The sequence below is a fragment of the Mixta intestinalis genome, assembly GCF_009914055.1.
Taxonomy (GTDB): domain Bacteria; phylum Pseudomonadota; class Gammaproteobacteria; order Enterobacterales; family Enterobacteriaceae; genus Mixta; species Mixta intestinalis.
On record NZ_CP028271.1, the window covers coordinates 1,514,186 to 1,534,695 of the forward strand.

The window sequence follows — 20,510 nt, forward strand, 5'->3', positions numbered from 1 at the left end:
TAAACAGGACAATGATTCGGTCCTGCACGGCCCAATAGGGTCGTTGGCGCGCAACATAACCCTATTTTTAGATGGAAAAAGTGATCTCGCCTATATTTTTGAAACGTTGTTTTATAAAAAATTGAACCGCGTTTTCAATATTGAGATTAGCGTCAATTTTTTTGCCCATACCAGGCATTCGTTCCATGCTTCCGCTGCCAGTGAAGATCGAGCAACGTTTGCTGCATCGTCGGCAGCGCAGGCGCAAGCTGCTGGCTAAAAAGTGCCATATAGGCTACCTCCTCCAGCACCACCGCATTATGTACGGCATCCTCAGCATTTTTGCCCCAGGCGAAAGGGCCATGCGAATGTACCAGCGCCGCCGGAACGGTATGCGGTGCAATATCACGCTGGCGCAGGGTTTCAATAATGACCTGACCGGTTTCCCACTCATAGCTATCTGCAATTTCGTTATCCGTCAGCATGCGCGTGCAGGGAATGGCACCGTAGAAATCATCCGCATGGGTGGTGCCCCAGGCTGGAATGTCGCGCCCCGCCTGCGCCCAGATGGTGGCGTGGCGCGAATGGGTATGCACAATACCACCAATATTTTCCCAGGCCTGATAGAGCGCCCGATGTGTGGCTGTATCTGAAGATGGCCGTTTATCACCTTCGATAACCTCACCACTCTCCAGCGCTACCACTACCATATCGTCACGCTTCATAGCTTTATAGCTAACGCCGGAAGGCTTAATCACCAGTAGCCCGCGTTCACGATCGATAGCGCTGACGTTTCCCCAGGTAAAAGTCACCAGCTGATGTTCCGGTAGGGCAAGATTGGCCGCAAGTACCTGTTCTTTAAGTTGTTCCAGCATAAATATTCCATCCTGCATCCAGTGAATACCTTATTGTTAGTGGACTGGTGCGGTAAAGGTATGGAAACGCTGGCTGATTAGATGACGCAATTTAGCTGAATCAGAGTTTTTGCGAAGTTAATTAGGAGTTTTTAACCTGTTGCAATTTTTGGTAGTACCTATAATTAATTGATACAATTTAACCAGGGGTGATAATTAGCACCCTTAGCATTAGTGGTTATTGCTGTTCCTGACGGAAAGGACGCGGGGGAGTTGAGCCTGTTCCGCTACGCAAGCGGCACAAACTGGGATGTGTAAGCAATCGAAAATAAACCGTCAGCGAACCAGAGACGCAGAGCAAGCCGTCTATACTTAAAGGGTTCCTCGGCGAGCACAATTAAGGAGAAGTGATTATGACAAAAAATGCAAAACGCCTTTCTGCTACCGTTCTGGCTACTGTTCTGGCGCTGTCGCTGACAGGGTGCAGCCACTGGTCTAAACGCGACCGCAACACCGCTATTGGTGCAGGCGCGGGGGCTATCGGCGGCTCTGTGCTGACCAACGGCAGCGGCCTCGGTACCGTAGGCGGTGCCGCAGTGGGCGGTATTATCGGTCACCAGATTGACTGATATTTAAATAATAATGACAGGCTACGCAGCGCATCTACTATGATAACGGGGCCGCTTATTAAGCGGCCCTGCTTTTTTAACTGCCCGCCAGTTTTACTTTAAAACCTTTGGCTTCCAGCAGGCTTTTTAACTCATCGCGTTTGTCACCCTGAATTTCAATCGTTCCCTCTTTCGCCGCACCGCCGCAGCCACATTTTTTCTTTAGTTCGGCAGCCAGTTTATTCAGTCCGGCATCGTCCAGATCGAGACCGGTAATAATACAGACGCCCTTCCCCTTGCGACCGCTGGTTTGTCGCTGAATACGCACCACGCCATCACCTTTCGGGCGCGGCGCTTTCACTTCCGGCTGGGCAATCCGTCCGCCGTCAGTGGAATAGACCAGAGGATTATCCTTACTCATACGCGCTCCTTCAGCGAAGCAAGTATCGCCTGCAGGGTAGCGGAAGGATCGTCGGATTGGGTGATTGGACGCCCAATTACCATATAGTCAACGCCCGCCTGCTGCGCCTGTACCGGCGTCATAATACGACGCTGATCGCCTGCATCGCTGCCTGCCGGACGGATACCGGGCGTGACCAGCTGAAATGCCTGACCCAGCTGCTGTTTCAACGTAGTCGCCTCATGAGCGGAACAAACCACGCCATCCAGCCCGCACTGCTGTGTCAAACGCGCCAGCCGCGCCGCATGCTCCGCTGGTGTCGCCGTGATGCCAATATCGTGCAGATCGGTCGCTTCCATGCTGGTCAGTACCGTTACCGCAATCAATAACGGGGCCTGCGCGCCAAAACCGTTTAGCGCCTCGCGGGCTGCCGTCATCATACGTGCCCCGCCGCTGGCGTGGACGTTGACCATCCAGACACCAAGATCGGCGGCGGCGGCCACCGCATGAGCAACGGTGTTAGGAATATCGTGGAATTTCAAATCGAGGAAGACCTCAAAACCGCGCTGATGCAGATCGCGAACGAACTGCGGCCCAAACAGCGTAAACATCTCCTTGCCGACCTTGAGCCGACAGCTGCGGGGATCGATACGGTCAACAAAAGCCAGCGCGCGATCGCGATCGGCATAATCAAGCGCGACTAAAACAGGCGAGTCGATGAGGTTTTGAGGTTGAGACATGGCTATTCCTTCAACAATAAGCGGCGCAAGGCGCAGGAGAAAACGGTGCCATTTTACCTGCGCAGCGCAGTGGAAAACAGCCTTAACCTTTCTCCTCGTCTGTCATTCTGTTTCTGGCTGACCTCACTCTCCGCTGGTGAGCCAGGCATGCTGTTGTTATCTTTCAGTATGTTGTAACTAAAAAAAGAACTGATACCGCCGGCGAAGGCAGCAGCGGGCATTAATAGCCTACTGCCCGTCCAGCCCGCGAATAGGTTTAACTGAGGACCAGGCACGGCAGGAAGGACAGTGCCAGTAGAGCGCATGCGCGGTAAAACCGCATTTTTGGCAGCGGTAGCGCGGCTTGGTGCGAATTTGCTCGCCAACCATATCGCGCAGTACCATCAGACTTTCTTTCGCCCGCCCATCTTCCGCCTCATGCAGGTGAAAATCCATCAGGCGATGAAAAACACGCATCGTGGGATGGCGCTGAAGCTGGCGATTAATATACATCTGCGCCACTTCAGCACCTTCTTCGCGCTCCAGTATATCGGACAGATAGAGCTCAGCCTGCGCGCCGGTATTCTCCTCCACACAGCGGCGCAGGTAGTCAGCCCAGGCCGCCGGTTGCGCCAGATGCTGATAACAGCTCTCCAGCATCTCCAGCGTTTCGCTTACCAGCTCTTTATCCTGTTCGATGACGCGCTGCAAGTGGGCGGCGGCACGGGCATAGTCACCCTTCGCCATAAAGATGCGCCCCATCATGATAGAGACGCGAGCGCTCTGCCGATCGGCAGCCTCGCCCTTTTTCAGCAGGTTCAGCGCGCGATCGAGATCGTCGCTGCTCATCGCCTGTAGCGCCAGCTCACAGTAAAAATGTGCGATTTCCATCTGATGACGGCTTTTACCCAGCTTGACCAGCCTTTCTGCCGTGTCGATAGCCTTCTGCCACTCGCTGGTTGCCTGATAGATCAATAGCAACTGTTGCAGCGCGCTGAGGCGAAAATCTGTCTCATCCGTCAGCTGACCGAACATCTCTTCAGCGCGATCGTAGAACCCTGCCGCCATGTAATCCCGCCCCAGCTGCTGCACCGCCAACAGTCGCTGCTCATAGTTCAGCGACGCGCTTTCCATCAGGGACTGGTGGATACGAATGGCACGATCGACCTCGCCACGCGAACGAAACAGGTTACCCAGCGTCAGATGCGCTTCTACCGTGCCGCTATCCTCTTTCAACATATCAAGAAAGAGATCGACTGCCTTGTCTTGCTGGTTTGACAACAGAAAGTTTACGCCAGCGACATAGTCACGCGACAGGCGGTTGGCTTCCTGCTGTTTATCCTGCTGCGCACTTCTGCGCCCCATGTACCAGCCATAAGCCGCAGCCACGGGCAGTAACAGAAACAGCAGTTCCAACATGAAAAGTTATTCCTTGACGGCGGTCGGCTGTGACGGCTTGACGCTTTCGGTCTGTACCGTCTGCTGTTGCAGACGTTTCAACTTACGCTGAGCATTTGCCAGCGCTACGCGTACCCGCAGCCAGAAGAGGCCGCAAATTGCCCAGCCCAGTACAAAACCGGCACCAAACAGGGAAGCCAGCAAGGTGGAAATACGGTATTCGCCCTGTGCAATCAGATAGTTAAACGTCACCACCTGGTCATTATGGGTACCGAGCGTAACGGAGATGATAAATATCACCAGAACCAATAAAAAGATCAGTAAATATTTCACATGTCGTCCTGTAATTCGGTGTAAGCAAAAGGATTATGCCAAAAATGTTATAACGATGCTTGATCAGAAATCGTCTTAACTTAGCATGATGATAAATAGCGTGTTCTTATATTTCGGTTATGGGGCCTAAAAGCCGTTTTGCAATCAGCTTTTTTTCTCCTGCTCGCGCTGGGCGATCTCCTGATGTTCATCAGGCGGAATCGTCAGCGGCCCGCACAGCCGTTGCGTCAGCCAGCTGGCGAACGTTACCAGCAGCCAGCTGATCCAGGTCGCCACCAGCAGATCGCGCGGCCAGTGCATCCCCAACAATACCCGGCTCCCCATGACCGCCACGGCCCATATCATCAATACCCAGACGGTTTTTAAGTGGCGACGCGGCCAGAGCAGGCCGATACCCAGCAGCGCCCAGCTGGCAGCGAACATGGTATGCCCGGAAGGAAACGCAAAACCGGTTTCAAACGCCCAGTGACGCTTCAGCCATAAGGGAATATGGGTATCATCAGCAACCAGCTTTTGCACCATCGCGCTACGTGCCGGACGATCCAGCTGATAAAATCGCTCACCTGGAATATTGTGTGTCTTTTCCAGCCAGAGTACATAAGGGCGCGGCTCCTGCACCAGCGTTTTAATAAACGACTTAGCATACTGACCCGCCAGAATCGCTGACACCATGATCGCCAGCAAAAGTAATGCAGGCTTCAGGCGAAAACGCAGGCACCAGAGAAACCAGGCGCACAGCAACGCGCTGGTAAGAATGCCCCAGGGACGCGTAACGGTTTCCGTCATCCAGAACAGAAAGCGCAGCCCCGGACCGCTGGCACCCGGCTGCCACTGCCAGCCGGAAAGCCATATGGCAAGCGGCATTATCGACAGTAACAGTGCGCCTAACGCCGTGCGTTTTGCTATCTCCAGCATGTTTCTTCCTTATAGTTATTGAAAACTGCCGTTTGGAATTTAATAATAGCTTAGAAATTAACAACATAACCAGAACAACATGGATAATCGTGCGTTATCGCTTCAATCGTTACGTCGTATTACCTGTATCCGGGCGGGTTATGGCAAAATAGTTCACAATAATTTCGGTCAAGCTGACCAATACGCGCTAGCTTGATGATAGCGCAACCTAAGATGGTTCTGGAGAGTCACATGCAGCTTAAACGGGTGGCAGAAGCTAAACTGCCCACGCCCTGGGGCGACTTCCTCATGGTGGGATTTGAAGAATTGGCTACCGGCCACGATCATGTCGCGCTGGTGTTTGGTGATATCAGCGGCAGTGAAGCCGTGCTGGCACGCGTTCATTCTGAATGTTTGACCGGCGATGCGCTGTTCAGCCTGCGCTGCGACTGCGGCTTTCAGCTGGAAGCGGCACTGAATGCAATAGCGGAACAGGGCCGCGGCATTCTGCTTTATCATCGTCAGGAAGGGCGCAATATCGGCCTGCTGAATAAAATCCGCGCCTATGCGTTACAGGATAAAGGTTACGACACCGTTGAAGCGAACCACCATCTGGGCTTCGCCGCTGACGAACGTGATTTCACGCTGTGCGCCGATATGTTCAAACTGCTGGGCGTGGATGAAGTGCGCCTGCTGACCAACAATCCACGTAAGGTGGAGATTCTCAGCGAAGCAGGTATTAATATCGTTGAGCGCGTACCGCTGGTCGTGGGGCGTAACCCAAAAAACGCCCATTACCTTGATACCAAAGCGGAAAAAATGGGCCATTTATTGCCCAAATCGTGAAGATAAAAAAAGCCGGGTTTATCTACCCGGCTTTTTTATCAATTCAGCATATTACGAATAACGTAGTGCAGGATGCCGTCGTTCTGGTAATAAGTCAGCTCATTACCGGTATCGATACGGCAGCGGGTTGCCAGCTCCTCCTTACTGCCATCAGGGCGCGTTAGCGTTACCTTCACCGTGCCGCCAGGCGTCAACGCCGCCAGATTTTCCACATCGATCCGCTCATCGCCGGTTAGCTGCAAGGTTTTGCGGGTAACGCCCTGCGGAAACTCCAGCGGCAGAATGCCCATGCCGATCAGGTTTGAGCGGTGGATACGCTCAAAGGATTCACAGATAACCACCCGCACGCCAAGCAAACGTGGCCCCTTTGCAGCCCAGTCGCGGCTGGAACCGGAGCCATACTCTTTCCCGGCAATCACTGCCAGCGGTACGCCCTGCTTCTGCCAGGCCATCGCCGCATCGTAGATAGAGAGCGGTTCACCGCCTGGCTCCAGGCGCGTCATGCCGCCCTCCACGCCGGGTACCATTTCATTACGAATGCGGATATTGGCAAAAGTCCCGCGCATCATCACTTCATGGTTGCCGCGACGCGAACCGTAGGAGTTAAAATCGGTACGCTCAACGCCGTGTGCCAGCAGGTAACGTCCCGCCGGGCTTTCCGCTTTGATGCTGCCTGCCGGAGAAATATGGTCGGTCGTAACGGAGTCGCCGAGCATCGCCAGAATACGCGCGCCTTTGATATCTTCAATCGGCTTCGGCGTTTTCTCCATATCGTCAAAGAAAGGCGACAGTCGGATATAGGTTGAGCTTTCATCCCAGTCATAGGTAGCCGCTTCGCTGACGCTAATCTGCTGCCATTCCGGTGTGCCGTCAAAGACCTCCGAATATTCCTTCAGGAACATATCGCTGGAAACCTGCTGCACCGCCGCGGTAATTTCATCCGGCGAAGGCCAGATATCTTTCAGATAGACCGGCTTACCGCTTTGATCTTCGCCGATAGGGTCGGTTTGCAGATTGATATTCATATTCCCCGCCAGCGCATAGGCGACCACCAGCGGCGGCGAAGCAAGCCAGTTCGTTTTGATCAACGGATGAATGCGCCCTTCAAAATTACGGTTACCTGACAGTACGGCACCCACGGTCAGATCGCCCTGCTTAATGGCGTTTTCGATATTTTCTGGCAGCGGGCCGGAGTTACCGATACAGGTGGTACAGCCGTAGCCCACCAGGTTAAAGCCCAGCTTATCGAGCCAGGGCGTCAAACGTGCGGTAGCCAGATAATCCGATACCACCTTAGAACCCGGAGCCAGCGATGCTTTCACCCACGGCTTACGCTGTAGTCCCAGCGTAACCGCTTTTTGCGCCAGCAAACCCGCCGCCATCAGCACGCTGGGGTTAGAGGTGTTGGTACAGGAGGTGATGGCGGCGATAACCACCGCGCCATCGCTCAGCTCATGCTGCTGTTCGCCATCGAACCAGGTCACCGGGCGATGCGCTTTTTGCGCGTGGTTAACTTCCAGCTCGTTACTCTGCTGAAAAGCCTGCGGCACTGCACCCAACGCCACACGATCCTGTGGACGCTTCGGCCCGGCAATACTGGCTTCAACGTCATCCATATCCAGCGCCAGGGTACTGGTAAATACCGGCGTATCCCCCGGATTGCGCCATAGCCCCTGCGCTTTCGCATAGGCTTCAACCAGCGCTACCTGCTCGCTGCTTCTGCCGGTCAGTTTCATATAGCCGAGCGTTACGCTATCGACAGGAAAGAAGCCGCAGGTTGCGCCATATTCCGGAGCCATATTCGCAATGGTTGCCCGATCGGCCAGCGGCAGATCGTCCAGCCCGTCGCCATAAAATTCAACAAACTTGCCAACCACGCCATGTTTGCGCAGCATCTGGGTCACGGTCAGAACCAGATCGGTCGCCGTGATGCCAGGACGCAGCTTGCCGGTCAGTTTGAAGCCGACCACATCAGGAATTAACATCGATACCGGCTGACCGAGCATCGCCGCTTCTGCCTCAATGCCGCCTACGCCCCACCCCAATACGCCGAGGCCGTTAATCATGGTGGTATGCGAATCGGTGCCGACCAGCGTATCGGGCCAGGCAAAGCGTTTGCCTTCCTGCTCTTCATGCCATACCGCTTTACCCAGATATTCCAGGTTTACCTGATGGCAGATACCGGTACCAGGCGGCACCACGCGGAATTTATCAAAGGCTTTCTGCCCCCAACGCAAAAAGACGTAGCGCTCGTGGTTACGCTCCATTTCAAGGCGCACATTTTCTTCAAACGCGTCATCGTCACCGAAACGATCGACGGTGACAGAATGGTCAATCACCAAATCGACCGGCGACAGCGGATTAACTCTGGCTACCTCACCGCCAAGCCGTTTCACTGCTTCACGCATCGCGGCTAAATCGACCACCGCCGGTACGCCGGTAAAATCCTGCATCAGCACGCGCGCGGGACGGTAAGCAATTTCACGATCGGCATGGGCACTTTTCTGCCAGTCGGCCAGCGCCTGAATATCTTCAGCGGTAACGGAGCTTTCATCCTGCCAGCGCAGCAGGTTCTCCATTAATACTTTAAGGGATTTTGGTAAGCGGGAGAGATCGCCCAGCTGCTGAGCGGCACGCGGAAGGCTATAAAAATAATAGCGCTGCCCGTCAACATCCAGCGTGTCCTGACTCATATCTCGCAGGGATAACGACATAGCTCCTCCTTTATTATCACATTCTTAATAACCTGATAGACGATAAGGTCTGCGTTAAAGATAGTACAAACCAGAGTTAACGTTTTGATAACAACACAAATCGACACACCGGCAGAAATAAGTCAAAGCGGAGAAAACAATGAAAGGAGAAAACAGAACGCCCCGCTGTAAACAGACGGGGCGTCAGAAGAAAATAGTACGTTTGAGAGGTATTACTGTATAAACAGCCAAAAGGCCGCGATCCAAATCAGCAGCGAATAGGCAGAAGCACTAAAAAATGAGAACAGAGAAATATTCATTTTCACCTCTCAGGTCGATTTCCGACGCATTAAGACACAGAACACCGAATCTATTTAACAACTAAATAGATTCTACCGAATACCGTGTGGTTACGTTCTTCAGGCGGTTAAAAAACGCCCGATCGGGTTACCGATCAACAGGAAGGAATATGTGAGTAGTTATTTTTAAATAATTATTTACTGAAAGTAATTGTGGTTTATTTATCGTTACTATCACTCATTAATTCGATAAAGCTGCGCTGAGCATCGTTAAGCGCCCATTCTTGCGGAATCACCACTTTTTCCTGCGGCTTGGGCGTACAGCTGCCCGTTTTTAATTTGCGGACCGGCTGCGCTTTAATACGCATTGCTTGTTCCCACATAATTAACTCCAGAGTTGCCAAACCAGTAATGCAACAGCAATCCAGAACAGGCCAGAAGCGGCAAAGACTGCCAACCAGGCTTTACGGCGAAGACTCATTCCGCTGCGTGCTACGTTATTTGTGCTGCCCTGTACAACAGGTTGTACTGATATTCTCATAGCCATAGATTTGATAATCACTCTCGATAAAATGATTGATAACACCAATCAGCTTTTAGGAGAAATCCTAAACATTTTAAGACCAAAAATCCAGCTATTTTTGTTGAGTTGAACGATTAGTACAATTTATCGTTGACCTACATTCCTATCAGTATAATTTAACTAACCTATCAAAGACGCTGCTCTCCTTAAGTCAAATATTACACAAAAACGCTTAAACCGATCCAGAGAATAACAGACAAAAACACATTCATACCGCCTGATAGCTGCGCTTACGGCTCGGTTTAAATTGAGTATGAGAATAGTCCTGGCACTCTGCAAAAGTGCCCGCATGAAAGTGTGTACTGTTTCGCAATTAATTAATTACAATAAAAAAACATGTGATGAATGTTTCATTTATAGAAAAATAATCATAAAGATTCTGTAAAGTGTGTAATTGGCTGGTATTAAAGTAAAAAAGGCCGCCAATGCGACCTTATTACCTTTCTGTTTATGTGGTTTATTATTTAAAGGGCAGTCGAATATCCTTAAACATTGCTTCGATATCCTCGTTAGAACGTAAAGCAACGGCGGTATCTACAACATCGCGCGTTAAATGCGGAGCAAAGCGTTGAATGAAGTCATACATATAGCTGCGTAAAAAGGTGCTACGACGGAAGCCAATTTTAGTGGTGCTGTTAGTGAAAATATCAGCCGCTTCGATACGCACCAAATCGGGATCGGAGACCGGATCTACCGCCATGCTGGCAATGACGCCAACGCCCAGCCCCAATCTGACATAGGTTTTAATGACATCGGCATCGGTCGCGGTAAAGACAATACGCGGGGAAAGCCCTGCCCTATTAAAAGCGGTATCCAGCTCGGAGCGTCCGGTGAAGCCAAAGGTATAGGTAACCAGCGGATATTCCGCCAGCTCTTCAATGGTGATATCCCTTTTGCCCGCCAGCGGATGATCGGGCGTCACAACGATGGCCCGGTTCCAGTGGTAGCAAGGCAGCATAATCAGATCGTCATACAGATGCAGCGCTTCGGTAGCAATCGCGAAATCAGCATTGCCCTTGGCCACCGCTTCGGCGATTTGCGTTGGCGATCCCTGATGCATATGCAGTGACACGCGCGGATAGCGTTCAATAAAGCCTTTAATCACGCCCGGCAGCGCGTAACGCGCCTGCGTGTGCGTCGTGGCGACATACAGCGATCCCTTGTCCGGCCAGGTATGTTCACCCGCTACCGACTTAATCGCCTCCACTTTAGAAAGCACTTCACGGGCGATACGGATAATCTCTTCACCGGCAGGCGTGACCTGAGTTAAATGCTTGCCGCTGCGGGCAAAGATTTGGATGCCCAGCTCATCTTCCAGCATGCGCACCTGTTTACTGATACCCGGCTGCGAAGTATACAGCCCCTCCGCCGTTGAGGAGACGTTCAGATTATGATTAACCACTTCCACGATATAACGCAGCTGCTGTAATTTCATTGTCATTCATCCCGATGATAACGCCACGCGCTGAACCCGCGCGCAGCCAGGGAGAAATCCGCAAACAAGGCGCTTAACGAACGGGTATAGCGTTAGGAAAATTCAGAAGGTGATACTATAACCACTATAACATTTCTCAATCTGATGTATAGCTTTTAGCTATAAGGCAGACAAAGAAAAGGCCGATATCGCTATCGACCGCGCAATAAACAAAGGCCAGTCATTGACTGGCCTTTGGCACTAACTACACCATTATTTTTCCGTTACGCGCCACGCGCCGTCAACGAAGAAGGCCGACCAGCCGGTCGCCTTGCCATCTTTTTCAGAGCTGACGTACTGCTGTTTGGTCTTACGGCTGAAGCGCACCATCGTTTTATTGCCCTTATCATCGGTGGCTGGCGCATCAGCAAGATAGCGCAGCTTCTCCGGCAGACGGTCGCGGAAGCGCTGTAGCTCTTCTACCAGCGGCGCACGGGTTTCACGCGATTTCGGGAAGGTGTTAGCCGCAAGGAATACGCCCGCAGCACCGTCGCGCAACACAAAATAGGCATCCGATTTTTCACACGGCAGTTCCGGCAGCGGTACCGGATCTTCCTTCGGCGGCGCAACTTCACCATTACGCAGGATCTTACGGGTGTTTTTACACTCGTCGTTGGTACAAGCCATGTACTTACCGAAGCGGCCCATTTTCAGGTGCATCTCAGAGCCACATTTTTCGCACTCAACGATCGGGCCATCGTAGCCCTTGATGCGAAACTCGCCCTGCTCGATTTCGTAACCGTCACAGCTGGGGTTATTACCACAGACGTGCAGCTTACGATGATTATCGATCAGGTAGCTGTCCATCGCCGTACCGCATTTCTGACAGCGGCGGCGGGCGCGCAGCGCGTTGGTTTCCGCATCATCACCTTCCAGAATATTCAGAACTTCATTTTCTGGAATCAGGTTGATGGTCTGCTTACAGCGCTCTTTCGGCGGCAGCGCATAGCCGGAACAGCCAAGGAACACGCCAGTGCTGGCGGTACGAATCCCCATTTTACGCCCACAGGTTGGGCAGTCGATAGAGGTCAGTACCATCGGGTTCGGCTGCATGCCACCCTCTTCCGGATCTTTTTCCGCCTGATCCAGCTGCTTGCTGAAATCTGCGAAGAAGTGATCCAGTACCGCTTTCCATTCGGCCTGATCGTTTGCCACCTGGTCGAGGCTGTCTTCCATATGGGCGGTGAAATCGTAATTCATCAGCTCGCGGAAGTTCTCTTCCAGGCGATCGGTAACGATCTCCCCCATCTTCTCAGCATAGAAACGGCGGCTTTCTACACGCACGTAACCACGATCCTGGATGGTGGAGATAATCGACGCGTAGGTGGACGGGCGACCGATACCGCGTTTTTCCAGCTCGCGTACCAGTGAAGCTTCGCTGAAACGCGCCGGTGGCTTGGTAAAGTGCTGGCTGGGATTAAGCTGTTGGAGATTCAGCTCATCGCCTGGCTCAATCGCCGGTAAAATACGATCTTCATCGCCTTTACGCAGCGCTGGCATCACTTTAGTCCAGCCGTCAAAACGCAAAATGCGCCCTTTGGCTTTCAGCCTGAACTCGCCAGCAGCTACCGTCAGCGTGGTGGAGTCATACTGCGCCGGTACCATCTGACAGGCAACAAACTGACGCCAGATCAGCTGATACAGCTTCTGCGCATCCGCTTCCATATCTTTCAGCTGTTCAGGCTGGATGTTGACGTCAGAGGGGCGGATCGCTTCGTGTGCCTCCTGCGAGTTCTCTTTGCTGGCGTAAGCGTTGGGGTTTTTCGGCAAATATTTTTCGCCGAAGGTAGATTCGATATAACCGCGCGCCATAGTAACGGCATCCTGGCTCAGGTTGGTTGAGTCGGTACGCATATAGGTGATATGCCCCGCTTCATACAACCGCTGCGCCAGCGCCATGGTCCTTTTTACCCCGAAGCCCAGACGGGTGCTGGCTGCCTGTTGCAGCGTCGAGGTGATAAAGGGCGCGCCCGGCTTGCTGCTGGTTGGCCGATCTTCACGATCTTCGACGCGAAAACGGGCTTTTTCCAGCAGGCTGACCGCCGCCTGCGTCTGCTCTTTATTGACCGGACGGAATGGCTTATCACCCTGATGCGTAACCTGCATCGGCAGATCGCTGCCTTTCGGCGTGGTGAGATCGGCGCTCAGCTCCCAGTACTCTTCCGGTACGAATGCCTTGATTTCGCGTTCGCGTTCTACCACCAGCCGCACCGCAACGGACTGCACGCGTCCAGCGGAGAGGCCACGGGCAATTTTCTTCCACAGCAGCGGAGAAACCATATAGCCCACGACGCGGTCCATAAAGCGGCGCGCCTGCTGGGCGTTAACGCGATCGATATTAAGTTCGCCCGGCTTTTCAAACGCCTGACGAATCGCATTTTTGGTGATTTCGTTAAACACGACGCGGCTGAAGCGTTGATCGTCGCCGCCAATCACTTCCCGCAGGTGCCACGCAATGGCTTCTCCTTCGCGGTCAAGGTCAGTTGCGAGATAGATATGATCGGCTTCCTGCGCCAGCGCTTTTAGTTCAGAGACAACTTTCTCTTTACCGGGCAATATTTGATAGTCAGCTTTCCAGCCGTGCCAGGGATCGACGCCCATACGGCTAACCAGCGCCGTCTTTTCATCTTTTTTGCCTTTTTTGGCTGGTTTAGCATCAGCGCTCTTTTTCACCGTCGAGCCACTGGTCGGCAAATCACGTATATGACCAACGCTGGATTTCACCACGTAGTCTTTACCGAGATATTTATTAATCGTTTTGGCCTTTGCCGGGGACTCGACTATTACGAGAGCTTTACCCATATTTACCTTTACCTGATGAATACGTCCGAATGTAATGATGGCGTTTTCCAGCGTTGCCAGTCAGCATGTCAACCTATATTGCTGCGGATTGAAAAAAATCAACCCGGTCTTTTTTGCTGCGGATATCCGCTTACTTTTCAGCTTATCGCGCTGATTAACGACGATTTTTAGCTGAGAACCGGCACTTCCCGCCGCCAGCGTAAAGCCATTTTTACGCCCGGACCCTGAAACGCCCACACTGTACCTGATAAAATCTGATACGCAACTTAATTAGCATCTTGCCTGGTTTTACGCCACCCTTGCCGCTTTTTTCCTGCGCAGACATATCCACACGCTATTTGCGGTCAACGGCAACAGGCCAGTAATATAGAAGAGAATATGGGTCTGTCAAAATGGGATTAAATAATGAACGCCAAAACTTCACCGCTTTCACGTCAACAACTCATTGAAAAAGCGAATGCGCTAATCAGCGAACATGACGATTATTTTGCCGGGGTTAAGGTTAGCGAAGTCGAGCAAAACGGGCATCTGCTGGTGTTTCGCGGCGATTATTTTCTCGACGAAAATGGTTTGCCAACGGCGAAAAGTACCGCGGTATTTAATATTTTTAAAGCGCTGACGGTAGCGTTATCGGAAAAATATCATTTAGCAGAATGACGCCCGACGGATAGCAGGCCGGGCGTCATGGGGAAATTACAACAGCGGTTTGTCGCCGCGCTGCCACAGTTTCATCAGCTGACGTGCGGCACTGTCGGCAGCGCTTTGTGTAAAGCGCTCCATTAGTTTTTTACGCCGCGTATAACGCACGCTGATTACGTTAAACTGCGCCATACGATCGATAATCAGATCGTCACTGGTGCCCAGTGCATCAATCAGCTGTTTTTCCAGCGCCTGGCTACCGTACCAGTGCTCGCCGGTTGCCACCCGATCGATATCCAGCACCGGACGCATCTGCTGTACAAACTGCTTAAACAGCTGATGCGTCTCGTTAAGATCTTCACGGAATTTGTTACGTCCCTGCTCGGTATTTTCACCAAACAGCGTCAGCGTGCGCTTATACTCACCTGCGGTATGCAGCTCAACGTCAATATCGTTACGCTTAAGCAGACGGTTAAAGTTTGGCACCTGCGCCACCACACCGATCGATCCAATGATGGCGAAAGGTGCGGCGATAATGCGATCGGCGACGCAGGCCATCATGTAACCGCCGCTGGCGGCAACTTTATCTACCGCGACCGTTAACGGAATGCCCTTTTCGCGCAGACGCTGTAGCTGTGATGCCGCCAGTCCGTAACCGTGAACGACACCGCCAGGGCTTTCCAGCCGCAGCAGCACTTCATCCTGCGCGCGCGCTACCGCAGTAATCGCTGAAATCTCTTCACGCAGCGAGGTGACTTCACCGGCATCCATGCTGCCGTTAAAATCCAGCACGTAAAGCGTCGGTTTGCCATCGGTACTGGAAATTCCCTGCTTCGCCCGCTGTTTTGCCGCTTTCGCTTCCTGCTTCTGCTTTTTCTTTTCAGCCTTATGACGCAGTTTCTGCTCCTGCGGCGGCAGCGCTGCCAGCTGCATTTCATTCTTCATTTCGCGGTAGCGCTCGTTGAGCTGGGTTACGTGCAGCTGTCCGGGCTGTCCACGCTTACGCTGAGTCACATTGACCACAATGAGAGCAACCGCAGCGATTGCCAGCACAACGGTAACGACCTTTGCCAAAAATAATGCATACCAGAATAATAAATCCACTCGATCCGCCTTTGCTTATATCCTTGCTGAAACCAGAGCCGTAGTGTAGCTGAGTCGTTTTACTTCGTCGCCTGTAATGCAACGCAGATGCAGGAAATGGGCGCGACGGCGTTGAACTGAATCCTTTTTTCAGGCATAACTCCCCCATTCGCTCTCCTCAGCCCCGTGCTGAGCTCTTACTCGCCGAGGAAGCCGTTTTGCATTATCAACCTAAAAGCGATCTGCTTAATCACCGAATCATTCTTGTTACCGGTGCCAGTGACGGTATCGGACGCGAAGCGGCCCTGACCTATGCGCGCTACGGCGCTCAGGTTATTTTATTGGGCCGTAACGCAGAAAAGCTGCAACGCGTCAGCGATGAGATCGGCGCATTGGGCAAAGCCGTGCCGCTGGTTTGTCAGCTCGATCTGGCAACGGTGACGCCGGAAAGCTGCCATGCGTTTGCCGATCGGCTGGCACAGCAGATACCGCGACTGGATGGCGTACTGCACAACGCAGGGCTACTGGGTGAAATTGTGCCGCTTGCCGACCTGGCTCCGGAAATCTGGCAGCAGGTGATGCGCGTCAATGTTGACGCGACCTTCTTCCTTACCCAGGCGCTGCTGCCGCTGCTGCTGAAATCGGAGGCGGGCTCGTTAGTCTTTACCAGCTCCAGCGTTGGCCGCACGGGGCGTTCAGGCTGGGGTGCCTATGCGGTATCAAAATTTGCTACCGAAGGCATGATGCAGGTGCTGGCCGAAGAGTATAAAAACCGTAATCTGCAGGTAAATTGCATTAATCCTGGCGGGACGCGAACGAAAATGCGCGCCAGCGCCTTTCCGGAAGAGGATGCAGCAAAGCTGAAAACGCCTGCGGAAATTATGCCGATCTACCTTTACCTGATGGGCGATGACAGCCGCCGTAAAACCGGCATCAGTTTTGACGCCCAGCCAGGGCGCAAACCGGGGCCGGCAGAATAATGGCGCAAAACGATCGTCATCAACAGCGCCAGCAGCGCCTCAAAGAGCAGGTGGAGGCGCGCATTGCCGCCGCCAGCGAAACACGTGGCATTCTGATGGTGTTTACCGGCAACGGCAAAGGTAAAACCACTGCCGCCTTCGGCACCGCAACCCGCGCTGTTGGTCATGGCAAAAAAGCGGGCGTGGTTCAGTTTATCAAGGGTGAATGGCCAAACGGCGAACGTAATCTGCTGGAGCCGCACGGCGTAGAATTTCAGGTGATGGCGACCGGCTTTACCTGGGATACGCAGGATCGCGAAAGCGACACCGCCGCCTGCCTGACGGTCTGGCAACACGGCCTGCGTATGCTGGCGGATGAAACGCTGGATCTGGTGGTGCTGGATGAGCTCACCTATATGGTGGCCTACAACTACCTGCCGCTGGAGGATGTGCTGAATGCGTTGCGCCATCGCCCGGCACATCAAACGGTCATCATTACCGGACGCGGTTGCCATCGCGACATTCTTGAACTGGCTGATACCGTCAGCGAAATGCGTCCGGTGAAACATGCGTTTGATGCGGGCATTCAGGCGCAGATGGGGATTGATTATTAGATGCCAGCCGCGCCAGCAGAGCGCGGTTAAGCGGCAGACAATGACAGTCCTCACCCGCTGCCAGTTCATTGCTGAGCGCGTTTTGCCGGGAGACAAAACGTTTGCGATATTCGGTCGGCGTCAGACCGCAATATTTATTGAAGGCGGCAATCAGGTATTTATGCTCCTGAAAGCCGCAGCTATGGCTGATGTCGGTGATGGGCGTGCGCGTATCGCGCAGCAGATTTCGTGCTTTGTTTAACCGCACCAGCGTCAAATACTCTTTGAAATTATAGCGGCTGACCTTTTTAAACAGTCGGGAGAACCACGAATAGCTCATGCCAGCATGGCTGGCGACTTCGCTCAGCGTCAGCGGTCGATCATAGTGCAGGTTAATATAATCAATGCCCTTTTTGATCATCGACTCTTCACGTAATGAACTTTCCGCACGCTGCGACGGTTCCCCGGCGGTTGCTAAAGCATCAAGTAACAGGTAAATAGCCGCGATACGCTGAAACGGCGTGCGATTATCCACCAGCTGTTCCAGCAGCATGATTAATCGCCGTAAGACCTCATCATCTGCTGCCCTTCTGGTACGCCCGACGGTACACCAGTTAAGCTGTAAAGCAGGATGCATTTCATCAAACAGCCCCGGAGAAAACTGCACCGTCACCAGCTGGCTGCCCGCCATTTCTGCGCTGAGGGAATGCACCTCCCCGGCATTGAGATAAAGCATATCTCCCTGACCAAGCTCCACCTGCTGTTGCCCTACCGCCACGGTAAAGCGCCCGCACAGCACGGTGATCAGTTCAGGCGCCGCATGCCAGTGAGGTTCGCAGTAGCGAACCTCGGCAGCGAATACGTTCAGCTTCTCGGCGTCGAAGGCGATCAGCTCGTAACCGCTGTTCACCGTCTGCTGCCCGGTCTGTGCCGCCGGGCGAGGATGAGTCACTGAAAAAGGAAACACGCCTTATCTCCTGGATTGTTGCTTACTGACGCCCGGTCAGCGCCGCATTAAGTTCATCACGCTCAATATCCAGCGCCAGGAACTCGGTTAAGGATGTCAGCAATCCGAAAACCATATCCGGAGCCAGACGAATCAGCTTTTCACGCACCTGCGGTTCGGGCAACCCGCTCTTTGCGGCGATCAGCGCCACTACGCGGGCGAACGCTTCCGGCTGCTGGATCAGCTGCTGCAAAGAGTTATCAGCGCGCAGCGGCACGTAGCGCGGTGGACAATCCACCTCTAGGCTGGCGGACAGCGGCAGATCGCGCGAGGAAGCACCGACAAAAATTTGCCATCTTCCCGGCGTGACCACCCAATCCGCTAACCCCGGATGGTAGCAGGCCAGATCGGCTATTGGCAGAGAGAGGTTAACGCGGCGCGTTTCGCCAGCGGCCAGCGTCACTTTAGTAAAGGCTTTCAGCGCCCGTACTTCGCGAATCAGCTCACCGGCGGGGGCCGTCACGTAAAGCTGGGCGATCTCCTTACCCTCGCGTTCACCACAGTTGGTCAAATCAAACGCAACGTTCAGCGTTTCCTCCGCGCCAATTCGCGATGCCGAAAGCGCTATATTGGCATAGGCAAACCGGGTATAGCTCAGGCCAAAGCCAAACGGGAACTGCGGCGTAATCTGACGTTTATCATAATAGCGATAGCCGACAAACAGACCTTCGCCATAATAATGACGCTGATTTTCACCGGGATAGTGCAGCCAGGCTGGCGTCTCTTCCAGCGAATTCGGCATCGTCACGGTGAGTTTACCGCACGGATTGCGCTTACCGAACAGGATTTCCGCCACCGCACGCCCCATCCCCTGACCGGCGAAGAACGTTTCCAGCAGCGCCCGGCATTCCCCCAGCCACGGCATAACTACCGCATCGCTGTTGGCAAGCACTACCACTACGTTTGGCTGTACCGCCGCGACTTCTCGTATCAGACGTTCATGCGTCGGCAGGATGCACAGATCCTGTCGATCGCCGTTTTCACCATCCTCACCTACTGCGGTACTGACGAACACCACCGCGACATCGGCGGCCTGCGCTACTTCACGCGCCTGGGCGAGCGCCTGCCCATCGCTGTGCGCATCATCCGGCGAGCCAACCGCCCAGGAGACTGTAAAGTCATCCCCTGCGAGGTCAAAAATCTCATCCAGCGGGCGATCCAGTAGATAAGGCACCGTCGTCGCGCAGCCGGAGCCCTGAATGACCGGTTCTTGCGCAGGCTTGCCGATCACCGCAATGCGCGGCGTTTTCCGCGCGTCCAGCGGCAGCAGGTTGCCTTCATTTTTCAACAGAACGATAGATTCTGCCGCTAAACGCTGCGATAAAGCGTGATGCGCCGCAAAATCAGCACGCGTTTGTGGGCGACGATGGCGCTGAACCTTATCCAGCAGCGTCAGCATACGCAGGCAGGCGCGATCCACGACTTCCATCGGCACGTCACCGGACACAATCGCCGCCAGCAGCGTCTGTTTATCGCGGCGGGTTTCCGGCATCGCCAGATCGTTGCCCGCCAACAGCGACGCCGGACGATCCTTGATACCGTACCAGTCAGACATGACCAGCCCGTCATAGCCCCACTCATCGCGCAAAACCTGCGTAAGCAGAAACGGATCCTGCGAAGTTTGTACGCCGTTGAGGCGGTTATAAGAAGACATCACCGTCCAGGGCTGCGATTTAGCTATCGCACGCTGAAAACCGGCCAGGTATATTTCACGCAGCGCCCGCTCTTCGATAATCGAGTCCATCTCGGTACGGCGATATTCAGAGTTATTAGCGGCAAAATGTTTCAGGCTGGCCCCAACGCCTTCTTCCTGTAGTCCGTTAATTAATGCCGCTGCGAGATCGCCACTGACCACCGGATCTTCCGAGTAATATTCATAGCCGCGCCCTGCCAGCGGCGTGCGGCGAATGTTAATGCCCGGCCCCAGCAGAATATTGACGCCCATTTGCTGACATTCGCGTCCCAGCGCCTGGCCCATTTGCCGCACCAGTTCCACATCCCAGCTACAGGCAAGGCTGGAGCCATTCGGAAAACAGGTTGCCGGCAGAGAAGCGCTGAACAGCGCTTCACTTCCCCCTTTTGCCGTTGGCTCTTCCGCGCTGGCTCGATCGGCGGTCTGGGTAATAACCGAAATAAAGTCATCCATACTCCATTTCTCTTCACCATCGATTTGCGCGCTGCTATAGCGCACGCCGTAGGTGCCATCGGTCATTACGATATCGCTAATGCCATGCTGCGGTAGTGATGCCGTGCGCCACAGTCCACTGCCGGTCAGCAACGCCACTTTTTCCTCTGCCGTCATCGCGGCGATAATGGTTTTGAAATTACTGTTCATCTCTCGGACTCCC

20 protein-coding genes are annotated in these 20,510 nt (G+C 53.5%); 6 read left to right on the forward strand and 14 right to left on the reverse strand.

All coding sequences use genetic code 11. From position 1 onward, the window contains the following. Positions 1–152 precede the first annotated feature (152 nt). Positions 153–854: an L-ribulose-5-phosphate 4-epimerase gene (gene araD / locus C7M51_RS07060; protein ID WP_160621137.1), complete on the reverse strand. Its 702-nt coding sequence runs from the start codon at positions 852–854 to the stop codon at positions 153–155. Positions 855–1,246: 392 nt separating this feature from the next. On the opposite strand from araD, the gene osmB reads away from it, so the two are divergent. Further along, the gene (gene osmB / locus C7M51_RS07065; protein ID WP_160621138.1) at positions 1,247–1,462 is read left to right on the forward strand and encodes an osmotically-inducible lipoprotein OsmB; all 216 of its coding nucleotides are present in this window, start codon (positions 1,247–1,249) and stop codon (positions 1,460–1,462) included. Between the two features lie 76 nt (positions 1,463–1,538). On the opposite strand, the gene yciH is transcribed toward osmB, so the two are convergent. Then, on the reverse strand, positions 1,539–1,862 hold the full coding sequence (gene yciH / locus C7M51_RS07070) for a stress response translation initiation inhibitor YciH (protein WP_160621139.1): 324 nt from the start codon (positions 1,860–1,862) through the stop codon (positions 1,539–1,541). Continuing rightward, positions 1,859–2,581, reverse strand: coding sequence for an orotidine-5'-phosphate decarboxylase (gene pyrF, locus C7M51_RS07075; protein WP_160621140.1), 723 nt, complete (start codon positions 2,579–2,581; stop codon positions 1,859–1,861). The genes yciH and pyrF overlap by 4 nt, the downstream gene beginning before the upstream one ends. 45 nt (positions 2,582–2,626) lie before the next feature. Here pyrF and C7M51_RS22590 point away from each other — a divergent pair, with 45 nt between their 5' ends. Further along, positions 2,627–2,758, forward strand: a complete 132-nt coding sequence (locus tag C7M51_RS22590) for a hypothetical protein (protein ID WP_280116111.1) — start codon at positions 2,627–2,629, stop codon at positions 2,756–2,758. A 51-nt stretch (positions 2,759–2,809) separates the two neighbouring features. Here the strand turns inward: C7M51_RS22590 and lapB are convergent, their stop codons facing one another. The 3 genes from lapB to pgpB all read right to left on the reverse strand — a co-directional run bounded on the left by lapB (position 2,810) and on the right by pgpB (position 5,206). Next, complete coding sequence (gene lapB, locus C7M51_RS07080; RefSeq protein WP_160621141.1) at positions 2,810–3,979, reverse strand: lipopolysaccharide assembly protein LapB; 1,170 nt, start codon at positions 3,977–3,979, stop codon at positions 2,810–2,812. 6 nt (positions 3,980–3,985) lie between these two features. Continuing rightward, on the reverse strand, positions 3,986–4,291 hold the full coding sequence (locus C7M51_RS07085) for a LapA family protein (protein ID WP_160621142.1): 306 nt from the start codon (positions 4,289–4,291) through the stop codon (positions 3,986–3,988). A gap of 144 nt (positions 4,292–4,435) precedes the next feature. Then, entirely contained in the window at positions 4,436–5,206 is a 771-nt protein-coding gene (pgpB, locus tag C7M51_RS07090) for a phosphatidylglycerophosphatase B (RefSeq protein WP_160621143.1), read from the reverse strand. A 231-nt stretch (positions 5,207–5,437) separates the two neighbouring features. On the opposite strand from pgpB, the gene ribA reads away from it, so the two are divergent. Further along, on the forward strand, positions 5,438–6,031 hold the full coding sequence (gene ribA, locus C7M51_RS07095; RefSeq protein WP_160621144.1) for a GTP cyclohydrolase II: 594 nt from the start codon (positions 5,438–5,440) through the stop codon (positions 6,029–6,031). Positions 6,032–6,069: 38 nt separating this feature from the next. On the opposite strand, the gene acnA is transcribed toward ribA, so the two are convergent. From acnA to topA, 5 genes are all read right to left on the reverse strand, one after another. After that, positions 6,070–8,745: an aconitate hydratase AcnA gene (gene acnA, locus C7M51_RS07100; RefSeq protein ID WP_160621145.1), complete on the reverse strand. Its 2,676-nt coding sequence runs from the start codon at positions 8,743–8,745 to the stop codon at positions 6,070–6,072. Between the two features lie 496 nt (positions 8,746–9,241). Then, positions 9,242–9,406 (reverse strand): hypothetical protein, encoded by a 165-nt coding sequence (locus C7M51_RS07105; protein ID WP_160621146.1) that lies wholly within the window; start codon positions 9,404–9,406, stop codon positions 9,242–9,244. Positions 9,407–9,408: 2 nt separating this feature from the next. After that, positions 9,409–9,570: a YmiA family putative membrane protein gene (locus C7M51_RS07110; protein WP_160623593.1), complete on the reverse strand. Its 162-nt coding sequence runs from the start codon at positions 9,568–9,570 to the stop codon at positions 9,409–9,411. A gap of 496 nt (positions 9,571–10,066) precedes the next feature. Continuing rightward, entirely contained in the window at positions 10,067–11,041 is a 975-nt protein-coding gene (gene cysB / locus C7M51_RS07115; protein ID WP_160621147.1) for an HTH-type transcriptional regulator CysB, read from the reverse strand. 252 nt (positions 11,042–11,293) lie between these two features. After that, positions 11,294–13,882 carry a type I DNA topoisomerase gene (gene topA / locus C7M51_RS07120; RefSeq protein ID WP_160621148.1) on the reverse strand — a complete coding sequence of 863 codons (2,589 nt, stop codon included), beginning with the start codon at positions 13,880–13,882 and terminating at the stop codon, positions 11,294–11,296. 405 nt (positions 13,883–14,287) lie between these two features. Between topA and C7M51_RS07125 the strand changes: the two genes are divergently transcribed. Then, positions 14,288–14,539 carry a DUF2498 family protein gene (locus tag C7M51_RS07125; protein ID WP_160621149.1) on the forward strand — a complete coding sequence of 84 codons (252 nt, stop codon included), beginning with the start codon at positions 14,288–14,290 and terminating at the stop codon, positions 14,537–14,539. Between the two features lie 36 nt (positions 14,540–14,575). Here the strand turns inward: C7M51_RS07125 and sohB are convergent, their stop codons facing one another. Beyond that, positions 14,576–15,625 carry a protease SohB gene (gene sohB, locus C7M51_RS07130; protein WP_160621150.1) on the reverse strand — a complete coding sequence of 350 codons (1,050 nt, stop codon included), beginning with the start codon at positions 15,623–15,625 and terminating at the stop codon, positions 14,576–14,578. A gap of 197 nt (positions 15,626–15,822) precedes the next feature. Here sohB and C7M51_RS07135 point away from each other — a divergent pair, with 197 nt between their 5' ends. Next, positions 15,823–16,584, forward strand: coding sequence for a YciK family oxidoreductase (locus tag C7M51_RS07135; protein WP_160621151.1), 762 nt, complete (start codon positions 15,823–15,825; stop codon positions 16,582–16,584). Then, on the forward strand, positions 16,584–17,177 hold the full coding sequence (cobO, locus tag C7M51_RS07140) for a cob(I)yrinic acid a,c-diamide adenosyltransferase (RefSeq protein WP_160621152.1): 594 nt from the start codon (positions 16,584–16,586) through the stop codon (positions 17,175–17,177). Before C7M51_RS07135 ends, cobO begins: the two co-directional genes overlap by 1 nt. Here cobO and C7M51_RS07145 read toward each other — a convergent pair. Together C7M51_RS07145 and C7M51_RS07150 are read right to left on the reverse strand one after the other, a co-directional pair. Continuing rightward, positions 17,107–18,123, reverse strand: a complete 1,017-nt coding sequence (locus C7M51_RS07145; RefSeq protein WP_160621153.1) for an AraC family transcriptional regulator — start codon at positions 18,121–18,123, stop codon at positions 17,107–17,109. The genes cobO and C7M51_RS07145 overlap by 71 nt on opposite strands. A gap of 22 nt (positions 18,124–18,145) precedes the next feature. Then, positions 18,146–20,497, reverse strand: coding sequence for a beta-glucosidase family protein (locus tag C7M51_RS07150; protein WP_160621154.1), 2,352 nt, complete (start codon positions 20,495–20,497; stop codon positions 18,146–18,148). Positions 20,498–20,510 lie beyond the last annotated feature (13 nt).

Coding starts and splice junctions, on each gene's coding strand:
- araD (WP_160621137.1), bottom strand. CDS start 854: ATGCTGGAACAACTTAAAGAACAGGTACTTGCGGCCAATCTTGCCCTA.
- osmB (WP_160621138.1), top strand. CDS start 1,247: ATGACAAAAAATGCAAAACGCCTTTCTGCTACCGTTCTGGCTACTGTT.
- yciH (WP_160621139.1), bottom strand. CDS start 1,862: ATGAGTAAGGATAATCCTCTGGTCTATTCCACTGACGGCGGACGGATT.
- pyrF (WP_160621140.1), bottom strand. CDS start 2,581: ATGTCTCAACCTCAAAACCTCATCGACTCGCCTGTTTTAGTCGCGCTT.
- lapB (WP_160621141.1), bottom strand. CDS start 3,979: ATGTTGGAACTGCTGTTTCTGTTACTGCCCGTGGCTGCGGCTTATGGC.
- pgpB (WP_160621143.1), bottom strand. CDS start 5,206: ATGCTGGAGATAGCAAAACGCACGGCGTTAGGCGCACTGTTACTGTCG.
- ribA (WP_160621144.1), top strand. CDS start 5,438: ATGCAGCTTAAACGGGTGGCAGAAGCTAAACTGCCCACGCCCTGGGGC.
- acnA (WP_160621145.1), bottom strand. CDS start 8,745: ATGTCGTTATCCCTGCGAGATATGAGTCAGGACACGCTGGATGTTGAC.
- C7M51_RS07105 (WP_160621146.1), bottom strand. CDS start 9,406: ATGTGGGAACAAGCAATGCGTATTAAAGCGCAGCCGGTCCGCAAATTA.
- C7M51_RS07110 (WP_160623593.1), bottom strand. CDS start 9,570: ATGGCTATGAGAATATCAGTACAACCTGTTGTACAGGGCAGCACAAAT.
- cysB (WP_160621147.1), bottom strand. CDS start 11,041: ATGAAATTACAGCAGCTGCGTTATATCGTGGAAGTGGTTAATCATAAT.
- topA (WP_160621148.1), bottom strand. CDS start 13,882: ATGGGTAAAGCTCTCGTAATAGTCGAGTCCCCGGCAAAGGCCAAAACG.
- C7M51_RS07125 (WP_160621149.1), top strand. CDS start 14,288: ATGAACGCCAAAACTTCACCGCTTTCACGTCAACAACTCATTGAAAAA.
- cobO (WP_160621152.1), top strand. CDS start 16,584: ATGGCGCAAAACGATCGTCATCAACAGCGCCAGCAGCGCCTCAAAGAG.
- C7M51_RS07150 (WP_160621154.1), bottom strand. CDS start 20,497: ATGAACAGTAATTTCAAAACCATTATCGCCGCGATGACGGCAGAGGAA.